Genomic DNA, 18042 nt, shown 5'->3' with positions numbered 1-18042 from the left:
TTTTAAGTTATGATGGATAAAACTCTTTTTTTAAAAAATAGAATAGATCATAGGAAGATAGGAAAAAAATTAAAATTTTTTATTTTTTCTGATCAAGTAGGAACAGGATTACCTTTATGGTTACCTAGAGGAGTAGTTTTTAGGAAAAATTTAGAAGAATTTCTAACTGATGTTCAAAAAAAATCAGGATATGAAATGGTCGTAACTCCACACATTGGATGCAAAAAATTATATGTTAGAAGTGGTCATTGGAGTAAATACGGAAAAAATCATTTTAAACCTATTCATACTCCTCTTTTTGACGAAGAGTATCTTTTAAAACCTATGAATTGTCCTCATCATTGTGAAATTTATCGTTCTCAAGAATGGTCTTATCGTGATCTTCCTAAACGTTTTGCAGAGTTTGGAACTGTGTATCGTTATGAACAAAGTGGAGAACTTCATGGTCTAACTAGAGTTAGATGTTTTACTCAAGATGATGCTCATATTTTTTGTACTCATGATCAATTGTTAGAGGAATTTAAGAAAGTAATTAATTTAGTTTTTTATGTTTTTCGATATCTAGGTTTTTTGACATACACAGTTAGAATATCTCTTAGAAATCCTAAAAAAATGAATGATTATATAGGATCAGAAATAAATTGGGAAAAGGCTGAAAAATCTATTTTACAAATAGTGAAAGAAGAAAATATAGAAGCATCTATTAATTATGGAGATGCTGCTTTTTATGGACCAAAATTAGATTTTCTCATTCAAGATTCTTTAGGGAGAAGTTGGCAACTTGGAACAATTCAAGTTGATTATAATTTGCCTGAAAGATTTGATTTATATTATAAGGGGAAAAATAATGAAAAATGTCGTCCAGTAATGATACACAGAGCTCCATTTGGTTCGTTAGAACGTATTATTGCTATTATGATAGAACATACAGAGGGAAATCTTCCATTATGGTTGGTTCCTAATCAGGCTGTTATACTTCCTATAAGTGAAAAATATGCAGTTTATGCGAAAAAAATTTTAAATTTAATGCAAGATTATAAAATTCGTGTATTTATTGATAATAGAAACGAGAAAATTAATAAAAAAATTAGAGATTCTGAAGAAAATAAAATTCCTTATATGATAATTTTGGGAAAAAAAGAGGAAAAAAATAAAATGATGTCAATACGACGTCATGGTATAGGACATATAGGAGAATTTTCTATATCCAATGGATTAGAATCTATTTTGAATGAAATAAATAAATTTAAAAACTAAAACTGTTATAAAAAAGAAATACTCAAGAAGTGGTAGAGGTAATAGAAGAAATAGAATATACAGGCCATTACCACAAAAAAAAGAAGAACATCGTATTAACGAAAGGATTGCTAATACACAAAAAGTTCGTTTAGTAGGTGATTCTTCCATAGAGAATGGAATTTATTCTATACAAAAAGCACTACAATTTTCTAAAGAAAGAGAACTAGACTTAGTTGAAATTAATCCTAAATTAAATCCTCCGGTTTGTAAGATATTGGATTATAAAAAATTTTTATATGAACAAAAAAAAAGAAAAAAACAATTTAAAGCAAAACAAATTAAAGTCAATACTAAGGAAATTAGATTTGGACCACAAATTGGAGATCATGATGGAAAAGTAAAGATTAAAAGCGCAGAGAAATTTTTAATGCGTGGAGATAAAGTCAAAGTATTTGTTTTTTTTAAAGGCCGTTCTATAGTATATAAAGACCAAGGTAAAATAAAATTATTAAAATTTGCAGAAGAAATTGAGGAATATGGAAAAGTAGAACAAATGCCGGTTATGGAAGGAAAGAGAATGTATATGATATTAGCTCCAAAAAAATTTTGAATTATTTTTATGCCTAAATTAAAAACAAAATCAGGATCAAAAAAAAGATTTAAAAAAACAGGGAATGGGTATATTAAAAGAAAACACGCATTTAAAAATCATCTTTTAACTAAAAAATCTAAAAGGAAAAAACGTAATCTTTCTAGATTTACTTTGTTGAAAAAATCAGATCAAAAAAATATAAAAACACAAATTTAGAAAATTATGCCTAGATCTACCAATTCGGTTTCCTCTAGACGAAAACGTAAGAAAATACTGAAATTATCCAAAGGTTTTTATGGTTCCAGAAGTAAAGTTTATACAGTTGCTAAAAACGCTGTAGAAAAATCTTTTGTTTATGCTTTTTATGGGAGAAAAAGAAAAAAAAGAGATTTCAGATCTCTTTGGATTCAGCGTATTAATGCGGGAGTACGTCAGTATGGAAAATCCTATTCTGAATTTATGAATAAATTATCCGAAAAAAAAATTAAAATTAATAGAAAAATTCTTTCATATATATCTATGAATGAACCTAATGTATTTAAAAAAATTTTAGATGATATTTATTCAAAATAAATTCATCAATTTTCTTTCTATTATTTTTTTCTTTTTATAAGAAAAATAATCTATGAAAAGTTTCCCTTCAATATGATCGTATTCATGCAATATTACTCTTGCACATATTCCTGTTAAAATTTTTTTTTTTTCCTCCAATTTTGATCATAATATTCAATTATGACATTAGATTTTCTTTTGATATATCCCATAATTCCAGGAATACTAAGACATCCTTCATTAAACTTATATTCTTTTCCATGAATTTTTAATATTCTAGCATTAATAAAAACTTCTTTATAATTTTTGATGTGTTCTCCTTTTAAATAAGAAGTTTCAACTATAAAAAGTCTAATATTTTTTCCAATTTGGGGTGCTGCTAATCCTATTCCTTTTACTTTATGTATTGTTTCAAACATATCTTTAATTAATTGATTAATTTCCTTCTTTTTCTCATAAGAAGAAAAATCTATGTCTAAGCATTTTTTTCTCAAAATAGGATTTCCATAAAGAACTATAGGTAATATCATGAATCAATCTTGTTTTTCTTTTTTCGTAAGATAAGACTGTAAAATTATAGTAGCACTAATCTGATTTAAAATTTTTTTTATTCTTCTTTTTTTTTTTTTAAACCCAATTCAATCATGGTATTAAAAGCTATTTTAGATGTAAAACGTTCATCGAGTCTTTCAATAATGATTGTAGGATACCTTACATGAAAGATAGAAATAAAATTCTGAATTTCTGTTTCTATTAAAATTTCTTTTTGATTATTCAATTTTTTTGGTAATCCTACAACAATTGTTTCTATTTTTTCATAAGATAAAAAATTTTCTAAAAAATTCATTAAATTTTTTGTTAAAATAGTATCTAATCCAAACGAAAATATTTTTTTTTCATCTGTTATAGATAAACCAGTCATAATTTTCCCATAATCAATTCCTAATATTTTTGACATTGTAAAATCTACTTATACTTGTTTTGTTATCTTATTTTATTTTCGCTATTTTTGTCATCATTAATATAATAAAAGTGGACAGATTAAAATTAGAAATAGAAAAATTTTGGTATAAAAAAAATGTATGGACCACTGATACAAATATAAAAGATATAGTTTATCAGGTCATTGAATATTTAGAAATGGGTTCAGTCAGGGTATCGAATTATTTCAATGAAAAATGGATAATCAATGAATGGGTTAAAAAAGCTATTATTATGTATTTTTCTATTCAAAATATGAATACAATAGAATTAGGTCCATTAGAATTTTATGATAAAATTCCTATTAAAAATAAATTTAAGGAAAAAGGAATCCGTGTAGTTCCTCATGCTATAGCACGTTATGGTTCATATATATCACCTGGAGTCATTCTCATGCCATCTTATGTTAATATAGGAGCATATATAGGAGAAAACACTATGATAGATACATGGGCTACAGTGGGAAGTTGTGCTCAAATTGGTAGTAACGTTCATTTAAGCGGAGGAGTAGGAGTAGGAGGAGTTTTAGAGCCATTACAAGCTCATCCAGTAATTATTGAAGATGATGTATTTATTGGATCTAGATGCATTTTAGTGGAGGGAGTTTTGATTAAAAAGGGTTCTGTTTTAGGAGCAAATGTTGTACTCACTGCCTCTACCAGAATTTTTGATGTAACTAATGAAAAAGCTATTGAAACAAAAGGTTTTATTCCAAACTATTCTGTAGTCATACCAGGATCTTATCCAAAAAAATTCCCTTCAGGTACATATTATGTTCCATGTGCTATGATTATAGGAAAAAGAACAGAAAGCACAGATAAAAAAGTTTCTTTAAATCAAGCGTTAAGAACTCATAATTTAAAAATTTAAATGTCTTTTCAGATAGAAATAGAAAAAAGTGTAGATATACTAAAAAAAGGAAAAAATATATTATATCCTACAGATACTATATGGGGGTTGGGGTGTGATGCATTTAATATTCAAGCTATACAAAAAATATGTGAAATAAAAAATAGAAATATTTGCAAATCTATGATTGTTTTGGTAGAAAGTATAGATCGTTTACATCAATTGGTAGGAAAAATCTCTGATTTTACTAGAAGAATAATTATTAATAATCTTGTAAAAAAAGATAAACCTATCACCATAGTATATAAAAACACTAAAAAAATAGCATCTAATTTTTTTAGACAAGACAACACTTTAGCTATCCGTTTAACATATGACCCATTTTGCATTGGTTTAATAAGAAAATTAGATAGACCTATTATTTCTACTTCTGCTAATTTTTCAGGATTTATGACTCCTAAATCTTTTTCAGAAATTAATCCCGCTATTTTAAGTAGAACAGACTACATTGTAAATTTTCGTAGAAAAGAAAAACCAAACTATAGTGCTTCTTCTATCATAAAAATTGTGTCTAATAAAGTAAAAATATTACGCATATAGACTAATATGAATTTATCATCTGCTGTTCATAAAAAAATATTTCATATTGTAAGTATATCTTCTCAAAAAATAAAACAAAATAGTTATGTTATAGGAGGTTATGTTAGAGATTTTTTACTTGGGAAAGTACAATCAAGAGATCTAGATATTTTAACCATAGGAGAAGGGATTAGGCTAGCTAAAGAGGTTTCTAAAAATATTGTTTCTTATCATCCTAAAATAAGGATATTCAAGCGTTTCGGTACAGCAATGTTAGAATATGATAATCAAAAAATAGAATTTGTAGGATCACGAAAAGAATCGTATCATTTTTATAGTAGAAAACCAGTTATAGAATTGGGATCATTACAAGATGATCAAAATAGAAGAGATTTTACAATCAATACTTTAGCTATTAGTCTCAATCATAATAATTATGGAGAGTTAATAGATCCATTTGGAGGTTTATCTGATTTGAAAAAAAAAATATTAAAAACTCCATTAGATGCAAATATTACTTATTCTGATGATCCACTACGAATGATGCGAGCTATACGGTTTGCCACTCAATTACAGTTTAATATAGAAAAATATTCATTTCAATCAATTAAAAAAAACAAGGATAGAATAAATATTGTTTCTACAGAAAGAATTATTGAAGAATTTAACAAAATTTTATTATCCGAAAAACCTTCTATAGGGTTATTTTTGTTATATAAATCTGAGTTATTATCAATAATATTACCGGAACTTGTTTCTTTAAAAGGAATAGAAGAAAAAAATGGATATAAACATAAAGATAACTTTTATCATACTTTGCAAGTAGTAGATAATATTAGCAAAGAAAAAGATAATTCTCTTTGGTTAAGATGGGTTGCATTACTTCACGATATTGGAAAAACTTATACCAAAAAATTCATTCCAAGAATAGGATGGTCATTTCATGACCATGAATTTGTAGGATCTAAGATGGTTAAAAATATATTTCAACGTTTAAAACTTCCAAAAGGTTCTTCTATGAAGTATGTGAAAAAAATGATTCAATATAGTTATAGACCTATTGCATTAATAGGATACAACTCCAGTGATTCTGCTATACGTAGATTTATATTTGATATAGGAAATGATTTAGAAGATTTAATGAAATTATGTATTGCTGATATTACTACTAATAATATGGAAAGAAAAAATCAGTACGAAAAAAATATTTACCTTCTCATGGAAAGGATTAGAAATCTAGAAAAAAAAGATAAGATTAAAAATTGGAAATCTCCTATATCGGGAAATGATATAATGAAAGCCTTTCATATTTATCCATGTAAAAAAATAGGAATCATAAAAAATTTTGTTAAAGACTCTATTTTAGAAGGAAAAATATCTAATAATTTTCATTCTGCTTATATTCTCATGTTAAAAAAAGGAGAAGAATTAGGATTGAAAAAAAAATAGTATATGTTGTACTCTAATATTAATGAAATAAATAAAAATAAGAAAAAAATTGTATTATTACCGCATAATAATCCAGATGGAGATGCTTTGGGTTCTTCTTTAGCTCTTTTATTTTATTTTAGAAAATTAAAACATAGTGTAGATTTAATATCTCCAACAGAATATTCTGAATCTTTTAAATGGCTCCCTGGATGCAAGGATATTATTGTGTTTTCTGAACATACAAAATCTTTAATAAAAAAAAAAATTGCAGACTCTGATTATGTTTTTCTCATAGATTTTAATAATTATTCTAGAATAAATAATATAAGAGATTTTTTTTTGTATTCAAAAGCAAAAAAAATACTCATTGATCATCATCCATTTCCACTTCATTTTGATTTTATGTTTTCAGATTCTACGGTAGCAGCTACTAGTATTTTAGTTTTTCGATTCATATCAAAAATGAATAATTTAGATAAAATAGACAAAGAAATAGCTACATGTTTATATGTAGGATTAATGACAGATACAGGTCTTTTTCGTTTTCCTTCTGTAACTTCAGAAACTCATTTTATTGCCGGTAAATTAATAAAGAAAGGAATTGACATAAGTTATATTTATAATCATTTACAAGAAAAATATAATGAAAATAAATTAAAATTATTATCTAAAGCATTGAAAAGATTAAAAGTCATTAAAAAATATAGAACAGCTTATACGAGTATTAAAGCTTCGGATGTTGATTTGCATTCTTATAAACAAGGAGATACAGAGGGAATTATCACTTATGGATTAAATATTAAAAATATTGTTTTTTCCGTTTTCTTTTTTGAAGAAAAAGAAGAACTTCCTGTCAAAATTTCTTTTCGATCAAAAGGAAATTTTGATGTAAATATGTTTTCGAGAAAACATTTCAGAGGAGGAGGGCATAAAAATGCAGCAGGAGGAACATTAGAAAAAAATTTATCTGAATCTATAAAATATTTTTTAAATATTATACCCACTTATTATAATAACCTCATGCTTTCCATTTGATATTACATCCGTAACTTAATTTTACTGTTGTAGGTATTTTTTTTCCATTTAAAATGTTTTGTAATACATTTCTTACATCAAAACCTGTAATAGGAACGTTATTTTCTGGTCTAGAATCATCTAATTGTCCATGATAATATAAATTTCCACTTCCGGAAAATATAAAAAATTCAGGAGTACATTGTGCTCCATAATATTTGGCGACTTCTTGTGTTTCATCAAAAAAATAAGGAAAAGGATAACCTAATTTATAATGTACTTGTTTCATATTTTCTGGAGAATCCTCCGGGTATTTTTTGATATCATTAGAATTGATTGCTAAAAATGAAATATTTTTTGGAATAAAATCCTTAGCCAAACGAATTAATTCCGTATTAATATATTTAACATATGGACAATGATTGCAAATAAACATTATTACAGTTGCTTTATCTGAAAAAAAATCTTTAAGAAATTTCTTCTTTCCTGAAGAAACTTCTAATAAGTTAAAATTTTTAATTTTAATTTTAATTTCGTTAGAAGAATAAGTTCGTGCCATGATTTACAATTTTTTTTTATAACAAAAAACAAAAGATTTTTTTTTTTCTTCTTCAGCTAATTCAGAATCTATCAATATTCTTCCACTATGTTCATCTATTAAAAGTTTGGTACGTTGTACCAATTCAGAATATTTTTGAGGTGTTATTGCTAAATAAGACCCCAATGGTGCACCTCTTTGTACTGGAGCTATAGCTACTCCATTTTTGACTCCATTTCTTATTCTTTGATAGGTTTTTAATAAATTATTATCTACTTTTTTAGAAAAAAATAAAGATTTCTTTAATAAGATTTTTTCTTCTTTATCGTTTTCCAAAAGAATATTATTTAACTCTTTTTTTTTATGCAAAAGGTGTTCTTTTTTGTTTTTTAATAAATATTCTTTTTTTTTTAAAATTTCCTTTTTTTTATAAATTTGAATGTTTAATTCTTTAATTCTTTTTTTAGATAACTGAATTTCTAATTTTTGATAATCAATCTCTTTATCTAGAGAATATAATTCTTTATGGTTTTTGACATGATCTTTTTGTTTTTCATATTTATTGATTAAAATCTCTGAAGACTTAACACTTTGGTTTTGTCTATTTATATTCTCTTTTAGATAAAGAATATCTTCATGAATATTTTCTAATTTTTTTTTCATTTTGTCTAGTTCTTCTTCTAGACTTTCTATTTCTATAGGAATATTTTTCCGAAATTTTCGTATTTCATCTATACGGGAGTCTATTAATTGAAGATTATATAATACTCTTAACTTATCTATCACAGTAACTGCTTCTTGTATTTTATGTTCCATAATTAATTAATGAAAATATTTAACTGGATTAGTATGAATTTCTGATTCATAAACAGAAATAGAAGTAAAATTTTTATCTAAGAAAGATTTTACTAAATTTTTAGTGAATTTTTCAGATTCATAGTGTCCTATATCCACAATTAATATTTTTTTTTCATGTTTAAAAAAATCATGATATTTTAAATCGGAAGAAACAAAAACATCAGCTTTTTCTTTTATAGCAGTTTCTATTCCAAAACGACCTGAACCTGTAATCATAGCTATTTTTTGAATGTTTTTTTCTCTAAAATTAGAGTGTCGAATACAAGTAACATTCATTTTTTTTTTTATAAAACAAAGAAAATCGTATTCATTCATTTTTTTCATAAGATTTCCTATAAAGCCTATTCCTATATAAGGACTGATATTTTCAATATTATAAATTTCGTAAGCAATTTCTTCATAAGGATGACTTTTAAATAAAGCATTTTTTATTATATTTAACTTATAATTAGGAAAGATTACATTAATACAAGTCTCTCTTTCCATATGAAAAACTTCTTTTTTACCAAAAAAAGGTTTAGTTTTTTTATTTCCCATATAACTTCCAAACCCATCAAAATTATAACTACAATGACTGTAATTAGATATATTTCCAGCTCCTGCTTCAAATAAAGCATTTCTAACTTTAGAAGCATAATCTATTGGGACATAGGTTGTTAATTTTTTTAGATTTTCTTTCTTTGGAAAAAGAACTTTTTCTCTATTAATTTTCAATAATTTTGATATATAAGAAGAAGGTCCATCCCATACCATATCTAGATTAGTATGAATTACATAAATAGATGTATCATTTTTTAACGCATGAATTATAACTCTTTCTGAATATGTTTTTCCAGTTATATTTTTAATAGATTGAAAAATGATAGGATGAAAAGAAATTATTAAATCACATTTTTTATTAATAGATTCATAAAAAACTTCTTCAGTTAGGTCTAAAGTAATCAATACATTTTTTACTTTTTTATGAAATGATCCTACAATTAATCCAACGTTATCATAAGAATGTGCATATTTCACAGGAGCTATATTTTCTAATATATCAGCTATGTCTTTTACAAACACTTTCATATAAAAAAAAACATCTTATTGTGACAAATTTATTAAAAAAAATTGATTTTTATATTTTTTGGTAGTATTATTAATATATATAATAAAAAATATGAGTGTCATTCAAAAAAAACCAAAATGGATAAAAGTAAAATTACCAACAAATAAAAATTATCATAACTTGCAGAAGTTAGTTTCTTTACATAAACTGAATACAATATGTCAAAGTGGAAGTTGTCCCAATATAGGAGAATGTTGGGACAAAGGTGTTGCTACTTTTATGATATTGGGAAATATTTGTACAAGATCTTGTCGATTTTGCGGAGTAAAAACAGGACGGCCTAATCAAATAGATTGGAAAGAACCAGAAAAGGTAGCAAAATCTATAAAAATATTAAAAATAAAACATGCTGTATTAACTTCTGTAAATAGAGATGATTTACAGGATATGGGGTCCTATATATGGGTTCATACTATACAGAAAATACGGAATTTTAATCCCGATATTACAATAGAGGCTTTAATACCAGATTTTAAAGGAGAAAAAAAAATAATAGATAAAATAATTGATACCAAACCAGAAGTTATTTCCCATAATGTAGAAACAGTTTCTCGATTAACAAAAAAAATTCGGATACAAGCTAAATATGATCGTAGTCTTGAAATTTTACAATACATTAAAGAAAAAAATAAAAATATACGTACAAAAACGGGAATTATGTTAGGATTAGGAGAAACAAAAGAAGAAATAGTAGAAACTATGAAAGATATAAAAAAATCTAAAGTAGATATTTTGACAATGGGACAATATTTACAACCTTCTTCAAAACATTATCCCGTTCGTTTTTTTGTTTTTCCAGAACAATTTAAAGAATTGAAAAAAATTGGATTAAAAATGGGATTTAAATATGTAGAAAGTGGACCATTAGTTAGATCTTCTTATCATGCGGAAAAACATGTGAAATAAAAATCAATTAAGAAATTTTTTCTTCTTTTCCGAAGAAATACTGATATTTTTTTTCATTCCACATTTTTTTTTCACATAGAAAATTTTTAATATAAAATGATACAGATTTATTCTTATTGTCTCCAAGTTTGGAAAATAAAATAAGTTGTTCAACAGAACGGGTAGTAGCTACATATAATAAATTGATATTATCAAATAGAATATTTGATAGATAATCTTTATAAAGAGTTCGAATATTATCATCATGTTTAATATGTTTAAAATAAGTTTCTATTTCTAAATAAATAGTATTTAATCCATTATATAAATAAGGATTTACATCTATCCATATTTTTTCTTTTTTTTTAGGAAGAATATTCCAATCCGCAAAAGGAATCAATACTACAGGAAACTGTAACCCTTTAGATTTGTGAATAGTCATAATACGAATAGCATTAATTTGATTAGAAATCACTATACTTTCTTTGTTTTTTTTTAATTCCCAGTAATCTAGAAAATCTAAAATAGAATTTCCTACTTTTTTCATGGATCGATAAACAAAATCTAAGAAAGAATAGATATATGTATAATTTCTTTTATCTAATAATCCAAAAACTTCAATAATTTTTTCCGATATATTATATATAGATTTATTATAAAATTTATTAACATTGAATGAATTTTTTAGTGTAATCTTTTTTATAAATAAATCTATAGGTAAAAAAATCATCTTCATGATGAAGTCATGATCATTATTTATAGTCGTATTACTACGAATACGAAAGAATTTTTTTTGTGATAATAAAAAAATTAGAAAAACTCTTTTTTGATAATAATGAGGATAACCAATAACATATAAAAAATTTATGATAATTTGTATTTCCAAATGATTCTTTATTAGTAAAGAAACAGATGTATTTACAATAAAACCATCTTCTACTAGTTTTTCAGACAAAAAATAACCTTCTTCATTATTTCTAACTAAAATAGCAATATCTGATAAAATATATTTTTGTTTTAATAATTTTTCTATTTTATTTTTTATTTTTGAATAAATATATTCCTTATAATTTTTATTATAATTTTTAATAAAGTTTAATTCTACATAACCCCCACATTTTTTATATACTTTTTGTTGATAATTTTTATATATATCTTGATAAATAGTAGATTTGAATGTTTTAGATATAGATTGATAAAGAAAATTATTAAATTTTACTATTTCTTCATAACTACGAAAATTTTTTTCTATAGTTTCTATTTTTTTTTTATAAAAACTTTCTTTAGAAGAAATTAAATTTATAAATTGTTTTGCATCTCCACCTCTCCATCTGTATATAGATTGTTTAGGATCTCCTACTATTATAGCTGATCCATTTTCGGATAACGCATTTTCAACTAATATTTTAATATTTTGCCATTGTAAAAATGAAATGTCTTGAAATTCATCTATGAAATAATATTTATATTGTATTCCTATTTTTTCATATATTTTTGGAAATGTTTCTTTAACAATTTTTTCATAAAGAATTTTATTTAATTCTGAATTTAAAATAATTTTTTCTTCATTTCTTATAGAATGAAATTCTTTTTCAATTTCATGTATTATTGATAACATGCTTATGTTTCTTAAAAAAAGTTTATCCAAAAAATAATTGGATATGTTTTTTTCATACATAGATTTTGTTTCTTCATATAAAAGAAGTATTTCTTTCTTATTTGTTTCTATTAATATTTTTTGATTTTCATCAGAAAAAAATTTGGAATATAATATTCCTTTTTTAAGATATTTTTCAAGACGTTTATTAAAAGGATTAAAAAATATATTTCCACTTTTAAATTTTTGGAAAAACATGGGTAAATCTGAATGAATAAATGAATGTTTTTGAATAGAAGTATTTTCTAAGAAATTAAAAAATTTTTCTCCTTTTTTTTTACATTTTGTTTCAAATATTTTAGTTCTTTTAATTAGAATATTTTTTAACTGTAAAAAATTTTCAAAAGAATAATTTTTAATTTTTTTTATGGGAAAAAAATTATTTTCTTCAACCATCATATGAGTTATTTTGAATAATTCTTTTCTCAAATCCCAATTTTTACCTTGTTTTAGCTTTTCTAAAGAAGATTGAATCAAAATATTTGACCATTTTTCAGAATTTTTTAATCTATATAATATATTTTTTACAATTTTTAATAAAAATTGATCTGTATCCATTTCTAAACTAATTTTTCTTCCAGAAAAAAAAGATCTTATAATATTATAAGTAAATTTATCTATTGTACTTATGTTTCTAGAAAAAAAATAGAAATCGTATAATATTGAAAATAATATTTTTTTAGAACGTTGATATAATTGATCTTCTGTTAAACTAAAATTTTTAATAATGGAATCAAACAAAAAACGATATTCTTTTCGTACTTTCTTTTTTGAAAATTCTTTTATGCACTGTAAAATGCGATTTTTCATTTCTTCAGAAGCTTTTTTAGTAAAAGTTAAAGCTAAAATTCTTTTAAATTCATCAGGATAAGGGCTTTTTAATAAAATATAAAGATAATTGATTACTAAAAAAGTAGTTTTTCCTGAACCTGCTGAAGCATTGTATATTTTTAATGTAGGTGGTGTAATTATCATTCTAATAAGTTAATTTTTTCATATATTTTTTTAGTAATAAAATAAATTTTAACACATGTCTAAAAAATTTCCATTTGGAGTAGCAACCGGTAATCTTGTAAAAGAAATATTTGAATATGCTAAAGAAAACGTATTTTCTATTCCTGCCGTGAACGTTATTGGATCTAATACTATAAATTCTGTTATGGAAACTGCTGCAGAAGTAAATTCTCCTGTTATTATTCAGTTATCTAATGGAGGAGCTATTTTTAATGCTGGAAAAGGATTAAATAATGAAAAACAAAAAGCAGCAATTCAAGGTTCTATAGCTTGTGCAATGCATATTCATGAATTAGCTTCATATTATAAAACAACGGTAATTCTTCATACAGATCATTGTTCTAAACCATTATTACCATGGATAGATGGATTAATAGAAGCCAATGAAAAATATTATAAACGTTTTGGAAAAACATTATTTAGTTCACATATGTTAGATCTTTCTGGAGAACCTTTAATAGAAAATATTAATATTTGTGAGCAATACTTTGATAGAATGAATAAAACTAAAATGACCCTTGAAATAGAACTTGGTGTTACGGGAGGAGAAGAAGATGGTATAGATAATTCTAATATAGAAAACAATAAACTTTATACTCAACCAAAAGAAGTTTCTTATGCTTATGAAAGATTAATGAAAATAAGTGCTAATTTCATTATAGCAGCTTCTTTTGGAAATGTACATGGAGTTTATAGACCTGGAAATGTTATACTTCGTCCTGAAATTTTGAAAAATACACAAGAGTATATACAAAAAAAATTTCACACTAATGCTAAACCAGTATCTTTAGTTTTTCATGGTGGATCAGGATCAAGTGAAAAAGAAATAAAAAAAGCTATTACTTATGGAGTTGTAAAAATGAATATAGATACTGATTTACAGTATGCTTTTACTTGTGGAGTAAGAGATTATATGAATAAAAATAAGGAATACTTAAAAAAACAAATAGGAAACTTAAAAGGAAAACATCTTCCTAACAAAAAATATTATGATCCTAGAGTATGGTTAAGAGAAGGAGAAAAATCTTTTAAAATAATTTTAAAAAAATATTTTGAATTCATGAATAATATTAATACTTTATAAAAAACTAACCATGGCTTGGTTTTTAAGAAAAAAAAAGAATATCTTAACATCTGTAAATGATAGAAAAGATTCACCAAAAGGAATTTGGTACAGAACTCCTAGCGGGAAAATTATAGATACGGAAGAATTAAAAAAAAACGCTTATGTTAGTCCGGAAGATGGATATCATGTAAGAATTCATAGTAAAGAATATTTTGAAATTCTTTTTGATCATGGAAAATTTTTAGAAATAAATGAAAAAATGATTAGCCAAGATCCTATGAAATGGAAAGATTATAAAAAGTATACAGATAGAATTAAAGAAACACAAAAAAAAACAAATTTATATGATGCAATTAGAACAGGAATTGGAAAAATTAAAACTATAAATGCAGTGATATCTTGTATGGATTTTTCATTTATAGGAGGATCTATGGGTTCTGTTGTGGGAGAAAAAATATCTAGAGCTATAAAATATTGTATAGATAAAAAATATCCATATATTTTAATTTCTAAATCAGGAGGAGCAAGAATAATGGAATCTTCTTTTTCATTAATGCAAATGGCTAAAACTATAGCTCGATTAACTCAATTACGTGATGCTAAAATTCCTTATATCTCTGTTTTAACTGATCCAACTACGGGAGGTGTAACTGCCTCTTATTCTTTACTTGGAGACATCAATATAGCTGAACCTGGAGCTCTTATTGGATTTGCTGGACCCAGAGTTATCAGAGAAATAATAGGAAAAGATCTTCCAGAAGGATTTCAAACATCAGAATTTTTAATGGATCATGGATTTATAGATTTAATTTCTCCTAGAAATAAATTGAAAAAAAATATATATAATTTGATTTCTATGATGATATAAAAAATTATTCCCATTCAATAGTAGATGGAGGTTTAGAAGTAATATCATATGCTATTCTATTAATTCCATCAACTTCATTAGTGATTCTATTTGAAACTTTTTCTAAAAAGTCATAAGATAAACGTGAAAAAGTAGCAGTCATAAAATCTTCAGTATTTATTATTCGTAATATAGCTACATATTCATATGTTCGTTTATCACCTTTTATTCCTACAGATTTTACAGGTAATAAAACAATAAAAGCTTGACTAACGGAATTGTATATTTTATAAGTTATTAATTCTTGCAATAGAATATTTTCTGCTTTTCTTAAAATAGAAATTTTTTTTTCACTAACTCCCCCAATAATACGAATACTTAATCCAGGTCCAGGAAACGGATGACGATATAAAATTTCTTTTGGGAGTCCTAGTTTTTTACCTATTTTTCTGACTTCATCTTTAAATAGTTTTTTTAATGGTTCAATTAGTTTCAATTTCATTAATGTTGTAGGTAATCCTCCTACATTATGATGGGATTTTATAGAATTACTTATTAAATTTTTTGAGGAAACAGATGATTCAATAATATCTGAATAAATAGTCCCTTGTGCTAAAAATTCAATGTTATTAATTTTATTTGACTCCTTTTGGAATAAACATATAAATTCTTTCCCTATAACTTTTCTTTTTATTTCAGGATCCACAACTCCAGTTAACTTAGATAAAAAACGTTTTTTAGCATCTATTATTTTTATAGGAAAATGCATTTTTTCACATAAAGAAAATATTTTCTCTTTTTCGTTTTCTAATAATAAACCTGTGTCTACAAAAATACAAATTAAAGAATTTCCAATGGCTTTATGAATGATATAAGCAGTGACAAAAGAATCTACTCCTCCAGAAAAACCTAAAATAACTTTTTTTTTATTTACACGTTTTTTAATATTATCTATTGTATTTTTAACAAAATTATTTAATTTCCAATTCAAACTACATTTGCAAATATGAAAAACAAAATTTTTTAACATAAATATCCCATACTCTGTGTGTTTTACTTCTGGATGAAATTGAACGGCATAAATATTTTTATTAAGATGACCTAAAGCTGCAATATTACAAGATGTTGTATGTGCTATGATTTTAAATTCTTTTGGAATTATTTTGACTTCGTCGAAATGACTCATCCAAACAATAGATTTTTTAGGAATTCCATAAAATAAACTATTATTAGTATGATCTATAATCAAGTGAGATTTTCCATACTCTTTGTATTTTGATTTTTTTATCTCTCCTCCAAAAAGAAAAGAAATAAGTTGCATTCCATAACATATTCCGAATATGGGAATATTTAGTTGAAAAATACTTTTGGATATTAGTGGAGAATTTTTTTCATAAACAGAAAAAGGACCTCCCGATAAAATCAAACCCTTAGGCTTTTTTTTTGAAATTACATCATAATCAACATCATTATAATGAGATAATAAAGTGTATACTCCTATATCTCTAATTCTTCTAGCAATCATATGACTATATTGAGATCCAAAATCTAATATGAGTATAAAATCTTTTTTCATTTTTTATAAACCTATATCTTGTCTAAAATACAAATTGTCAAATTTTATTTTTACTACTTTATCATAAGCTTTTCTTCTAGCTTCTTCATGAGTATTTCCTATTCCTACTATATTGATAACTCGTCCACCTGATGTTATCCATTTTTCTTGTTCTCTTTTAGCTCCAGCAATATAAAAAGGTTCTTCTAAAGAATTTAAACCTGTTATAATTTTTCCAATTTCATATTTTTCAGGATACCCTTTAGATGATAAAACTACACAACAAGAACATAATTTTTTCCAATCAATAAATATTTCTTTTTGATCTTTATTTTGAAAGGTAGATTGAATGATATTTAAAAAATTACTTTTCATTAATGGAAATAAAGTTTGAGCTTCAGGATCTCCGATACGAGTATTATATTCTAATAGATAAACTTTGTTATAAGTTATCATTAATCCAAAATATAAGAATCCAAAAAAAGTTAATTTTTCTATAATTAATCCTTCTAAAGTAGGTTCTAAAATATTTTTTTTAAAATCTATCCAAATAGAATTTGTCATATATGGATTAGGAGCAATCGCCCCCATTCCTCCTGTATTTAATCCTTTCTCATTTTCTTCAATTTTCTTGTAATCTTGAGCCGATAAAAAAGGAATAATATTTTTTCCATTAAAAATAGATATAATAGAAACTTCATTTCCTTGTAAAAAATCTTCTATAATAATCTGATTACCAGATTCACCAAATTTTTTCTTTATCATAATGTTTTTTAAAGCTTTTTTAGCATCATTTTGATTGTGAACTAAAATAACTCCTTTTCCTCCAGCAATACCATTAGTTTTAATAGCTACAGAATTAGTATTTTTTTTTAGAAAATTAATTGCCTTTTCATAACAATAAAAAATATTGTACTTAGGAGTACGAATTCCATATTTTTTCATAAAGGATTTAGCAAAAATTCGATTTCCTTCAAGTTGGGCTGCTAAATAATGCGGTCCAATTATTTCTAATCCAAAATTTTTAAAAATGTCTACAATTCCTTCCAATAAAAAAATTTCAGAACCTACAATAGTTAGGTCTATTGCATTTCTTTTAGCAAAAAAAACTAAATCTAATACAGTATGATGATTTTCAATATTTTTTCCTATTACACTTGTCCCACCATTACCAGGATAAAAATAAAGATGGATTGAATGATAATCTTCCAATAATTTTTTTCCTATAGCATGTTCACGTCCTCCGCTTCCAAGAATTAAAATTTTCATTATTTTTT

Annotated in this window: 18 protein-coding genes and 1 pseudogene; 11 read left to right on the top strand and 8 right to left on the bottom strand. The window is 24.7% G+C overall.

Going from position 1 to position 18042, the window contains the following annotated elements:
• The first annotated feature begins 9 nt into the window (after positions 1-9).
• From thrS to rplT, 4 genes are read left to right on the top strand one after another with little or no spacing between them, the layout of a single operon-like run.
• On the top strand, positions 10-1257 hold the full coding sequence (gene thrS / locus H0H44_RS00895) for a threonine--tRNA ligase (protein WP_238786145.1): 1248 nt from the start codon (positions 10-12) through the stop codon (positions 1255-1257).
• Positions 1258-1312: 55 nt separating this feature from the next.
• Positions 1313-1849 (top strand): translation initiation factor IF-3, encoded by a 537-nt coding sequence (gene infC, locus H0H44_RS00890; protein ID WP_238786151.1) that lies wholly within the window; start codon positions 1313-1315, stop codon positions 1847-1849.
• A 9-nt stretch (positions 1850-1858) separates the two neighbouring features.
• Positions 1859-2047, top strand: a complete 189-nt coding sequence (rpmI, locus tag H0H44_RS00885; protein ID WP_185871795.1) for a 50S ribosomal protein L35 — start codon at positions 1859-1861, stop codon at positions 2045-2047.
• Between the two features lie 6 nt (positions 2048-2053).
• Positions 2054-2404 carry a 50S ribosomal protein L20 gene (gene rplT, locus H0H44_RS00880; protein ID WP_185871794.1) on the top strand — a complete coding sequence of 117 codons (351 nt, stop codon included), beginning with the start codon at positions 2054-2056 and terminating at the stop codon, positions 2402-2404.
• Here rplT and def read toward each other — a convergent pair.
• Both def and H0H44_RS00870 read right to left on the bottom strand, forming a co-directional pair.
• Positions 2396-2913, bottom strand: a pseudogene (def, locus tag H0H44_RS00875) (peptide deformylase). The gene rplT and the pseudogene def sit on opposite strands and share 9 nt — an antisense overlap.
• A 77-nt stretch (positions 2914-2990) precedes the next feature.
• Positions 2991-3341 (bottom strand): RuvX/YqgF family protein, encoded by a 351-nt coding sequence (locus tag H0H44_RS00870; RefSeq protein WP_317168628.1) that lies wholly within the window; start codon positions 3339-3341, stop codon positions 2991-2993.
• A gap of 68 nt (positions 3342-3409) precedes the next feature.
• Between H0H44_RS00870 and H0H44_RS00865 the strand changes: the two genes are divergently transcribed.
• The 4 genes from H0H44_RS00865 to H0H44_RS00850 are packed head-to-tail and all read left to right on the top strand — an operon-like array spanning position 3410 to position 7258.
• Positions 3410-4234 (top strand): 2,3,4,5-tetrahydropyridine-2,6-dicarboxylate N-succinyltransferase, encoded by an 825-nt coding sequence (locus H0H44_RS00865; protein WP_185871929.1) that lies wholly within the window; start codon positions 3410-3412, stop codon positions 4232-4234.
• Positions 4235-4813 (top strand): L-threonylcarbamoyladenylate synthase, encoded by a 579-nt coding sequence (locus H0H44_RS00860; protein WP_185871793.1) that lies wholly within the window; start codon positions 4235-4237, stop codon positions 4811-4813.
• A 6-nt stretch (positions 4814-4819) separates the two neighbouring features.
• Positions 4820-6241: a CCA tRNA nucleotidyltransferase gene (locus H0H44_RS00855; RefSeq protein ID WP_185871792.1), complete on the top strand. Its 1422-nt coding sequence runs from the start codon at positions 4820-4822 to the stop codon at positions 6239-6241.
• A 3-nt stretch (positions 6242-6244) separates the two neighbouring features.
• Positions 6245-7258 carry a DHH family phosphoesterase gene (locus H0H44_RS00850; protein WP_185871791.1) on the top strand — a complete coding sequence of 338 codons (1014 nt, stop codon included), beginning with the start codon at positions 6245-6247 and terminating at the stop codon, positions 7256-7258.
• Here the strand turns inward: H0H44_RS00850 and H0H44_RS00845 are convergent.
• Genes H0H44_RS00845 through H0H44_RS00835 form a run of 3 tightly spaced genes read right to left on the bottom strand, consistent with a single transcriptional unit; the run spans position 7242 to position 9701 of the window.
• Positions 7242-7796: a thioredoxin family protein gene (locus H0H44_RS00845; protein ID WP_185871790.1), complete on the bottom strand. Its 555-nt coding sequence runs from the start codon at positions 7794-7796 to the stop codon at positions 7242-7244. The two genes, H0H44_RS00850 and H0H44_RS00845, sit on opposite strands and share 17 nt — an antisense overlap.
• A 3-nt stretch (positions 7797-7799) precedes the next feature.
• On the bottom strand, positions 7800-8591 hold the full coding sequence (locus H0H44_RS00840) for a zinc ribbon domain-containing protein (RefSeq protein ID WP_185871789.1): 792 nt from the start codon (positions 8589-8591) through the stop codon (positions 7800-7802).
• Positions 8592-8597: 6 nt separating this feature from the next.
• Complete coding sequence (locus H0H44_RS00835) at positions 8598-9701, bottom strand: Nif3-like dinuclear metal center hexameric protein (protein WP_185871788.1); 1104 nt, start codon at positions 9699-9701, stop codon at positions 8598-8600.
• Between the two features lie 91 nt (positions 9702-9792).
• Here H0H44_RS00835 and lipA point away from each other — a divergent pair, with 91 nt between their 5' ends.
• Positions 9793-10647, top strand: a complete 855-nt coding sequence (lipA, locus tag H0H44_RS00830) for a lipoyl synthase (protein WP_185871787.1) — start codon at positions 9793-9795, stop codon at positions 10645-10647.
• Between the two features lie 7 nt (positions 10648-10654).
• On the opposite strand, the gene H0H44_RS00825 is transcribed toward lipA, so the two are convergent.
• Positions 10655-13258: a UvrD-helicase domain-containing protein gene (locus H0H44_RS00825; protein ID WP_185871786.1), complete on the bottom strand. Its 2604-nt coding sequence runs from the start codon at positions 13256-13258 to the stop codon at positions 10655-10657.
• 55 nt (positions 13259-13313) lie between these two features.
• Between H0H44_RS00825 and fbaA the strand changes: the two genes are divergently transcribed.
• A complete protein-coding gene (fbaA, locus tag H0H44_RS00820) occupies positions 13314-14381 on the top strand; it encodes a class II fructose-bisphosphate aldolase (RefSeq protein ID WP_185871785.1) in 1068 nt (355 codons plus the stop codon).
• Positions 14382-14391: 10 nt separating this feature from the next.
• Positions 14392-15231, top strand: coding sequence for an acetyl-CoA carboxylase, carboxyltransferase subunit beta (gene accD, locus H0H44_RS00815; RefSeq protein WP_185871784.1), 840 nt, complete (start codon positions 14392-14394; stop codon positions 15229-15231).
• 4 nt (positions 15232-15235) lie between these two features.
• Here accD and guaA read toward each other — a convergent pair whose 3' ends face one another.
• Positions 15236-16786, bottom strand: coding sequence for a glutamine-hydrolyzing GMP synthase (guaA, locus tag H0H44_RS00810; protein ID WP_185871783.1), 1551 nt, complete (start codon positions 16784-16786; stop codon positions 15236-15238).
• A 3-nt stretch (positions 16787-16789) separates the two neighbouring features.
• Positions 16790-18034: a phosphoribosylamine--glycine ligase gene (purD, locus tag H0H44_RS00805; protein ID WP_185871782.1), complete on the bottom strand. Its 1245-nt coding sequence runs from the start codon at positions 18032-18034 to the stop codon at positions 16790-16792.
• Between the last annotated feature and the right edge of the window lie 8 nt (positions 18035-18042).

Source organism: Blattabacterium cuenoti (assembly GCF_014252115.1).
GTDB lineage: Bacteria > Bacteroidota > Bacteroidia > Flavobacteriales > Blattabacteriaceae > Blattabacterium > Blattabacterium cuenoti_AK.
Note: the sequence above shows the minus strand (reverse complement) of the source record. Positions and strands in the feature narration are given on the sequence as shown.

Bases quoted from the DNA above. Each gene is read 5' to 3' on its own strand.
- thrS (WP_238786145.1), top strand. From the start codon at position 10: ATGATGGATAAAACTCTTTTTTTAAAAAATAGAATAGATCATAGGAAG.
- rpmI (WP_185871795.1), top strand. From the start codon at position 1,859: ATGCCTAAATTAAAAACAAAATCAGGATCAAAAAAAAGATTTAAAAAA.
- rplT (WP_185871794.1), top strand. From the start codon at position 2,054: ATGCCTAGATCTACCAATTCGGTTTCCTCTAGACGAAAACGTAAGAAA.
- H0H44_RS00870 (WP_317168628.1), bottom strand. From the start codon at position 3,341: ATGTCAAAAATATTAGGAATTGATTATGGGAAAATTATGACTGGTTTA.
- H0H44_RS00860 (WP_185871793.1), top strand. From the start codon at position 4,235: ATGTCTTTTCAGATAGAAATAGAAAAAAGTGTAGATATACTAAAAAAA.
- H0H44_RS00855 (WP_185871792.1), top strand. From the start codon at position 4,820: ATGAATTTATCATCTGCTGTTCATAAAAAAATATTTCATATTGTAAGT.
- H0H44_RS00850 (WP_185871791.1), top strand. From the start codon at position 6,245: ATGTTGTACTCTAATATTAATGAAATAAATAAAAATAAGAAAAAAATT.
- H0H44_RS00845 (WP_185871790.1), bottom strand. From the start codon at position 7,796: ATGGCACGAACTTATTCTTCTAACGAAATTAAAATTAAAATTAAAAAT.
- H0H44_RS00840 (WP_185871789.1), bottom strand. From the start codon at position 8,591: ATGGAACATAAAATACAAGAAGCAGTTACTGTGATAGATAAGTTAAGA.
- H0H44_RS00835 (WP_185871788.1), bottom strand. From the start codon at position 9,701: ATGAAAGTGTTTGTAAAAGACATAGCTGATATATTAGAAAATATAGCT.
- lipA (WP_185871787.1), top strand. From the start codon at position 9,793: ATGAGTGTCATTCAAAAAAAACCAAAATGGATAAAAGTAAAATTACCA.
- H0H44_RS00825 (WP_185871786.1), bottom strand. From the start codon at position 13,258: ATGATAATTACACCACCTACATTAAAAATATACAATGCTTCAGCAGGT.
- fbaA (WP_185871785.1), top strand. From the start codon at position 13,314: ATGTCTAAAAAATTTCCATTTGGAGTAGCAACCGGTAATCTTGTAAAA.
- accD (WP_185871784.1), top strand. From the start codon at position 14,392: ATGGCTTGGTTTTTAAGAAAAAAAAAGAATATCTTAACATCTGTAAAT.
- guaA (WP_185871783.1), bottom strand. From the start codon at position 16,786: ATGAAAAAAGATTTTATACTCATATTAGATTTTGGATCTCAATATAGT.
- purD (WP_185871782.1), bottom strand. From the start codon at position 18,034: ATGAAAATTTTAATTCTTGGAAGCGGAGGACGTGAACATGCTATAGGA.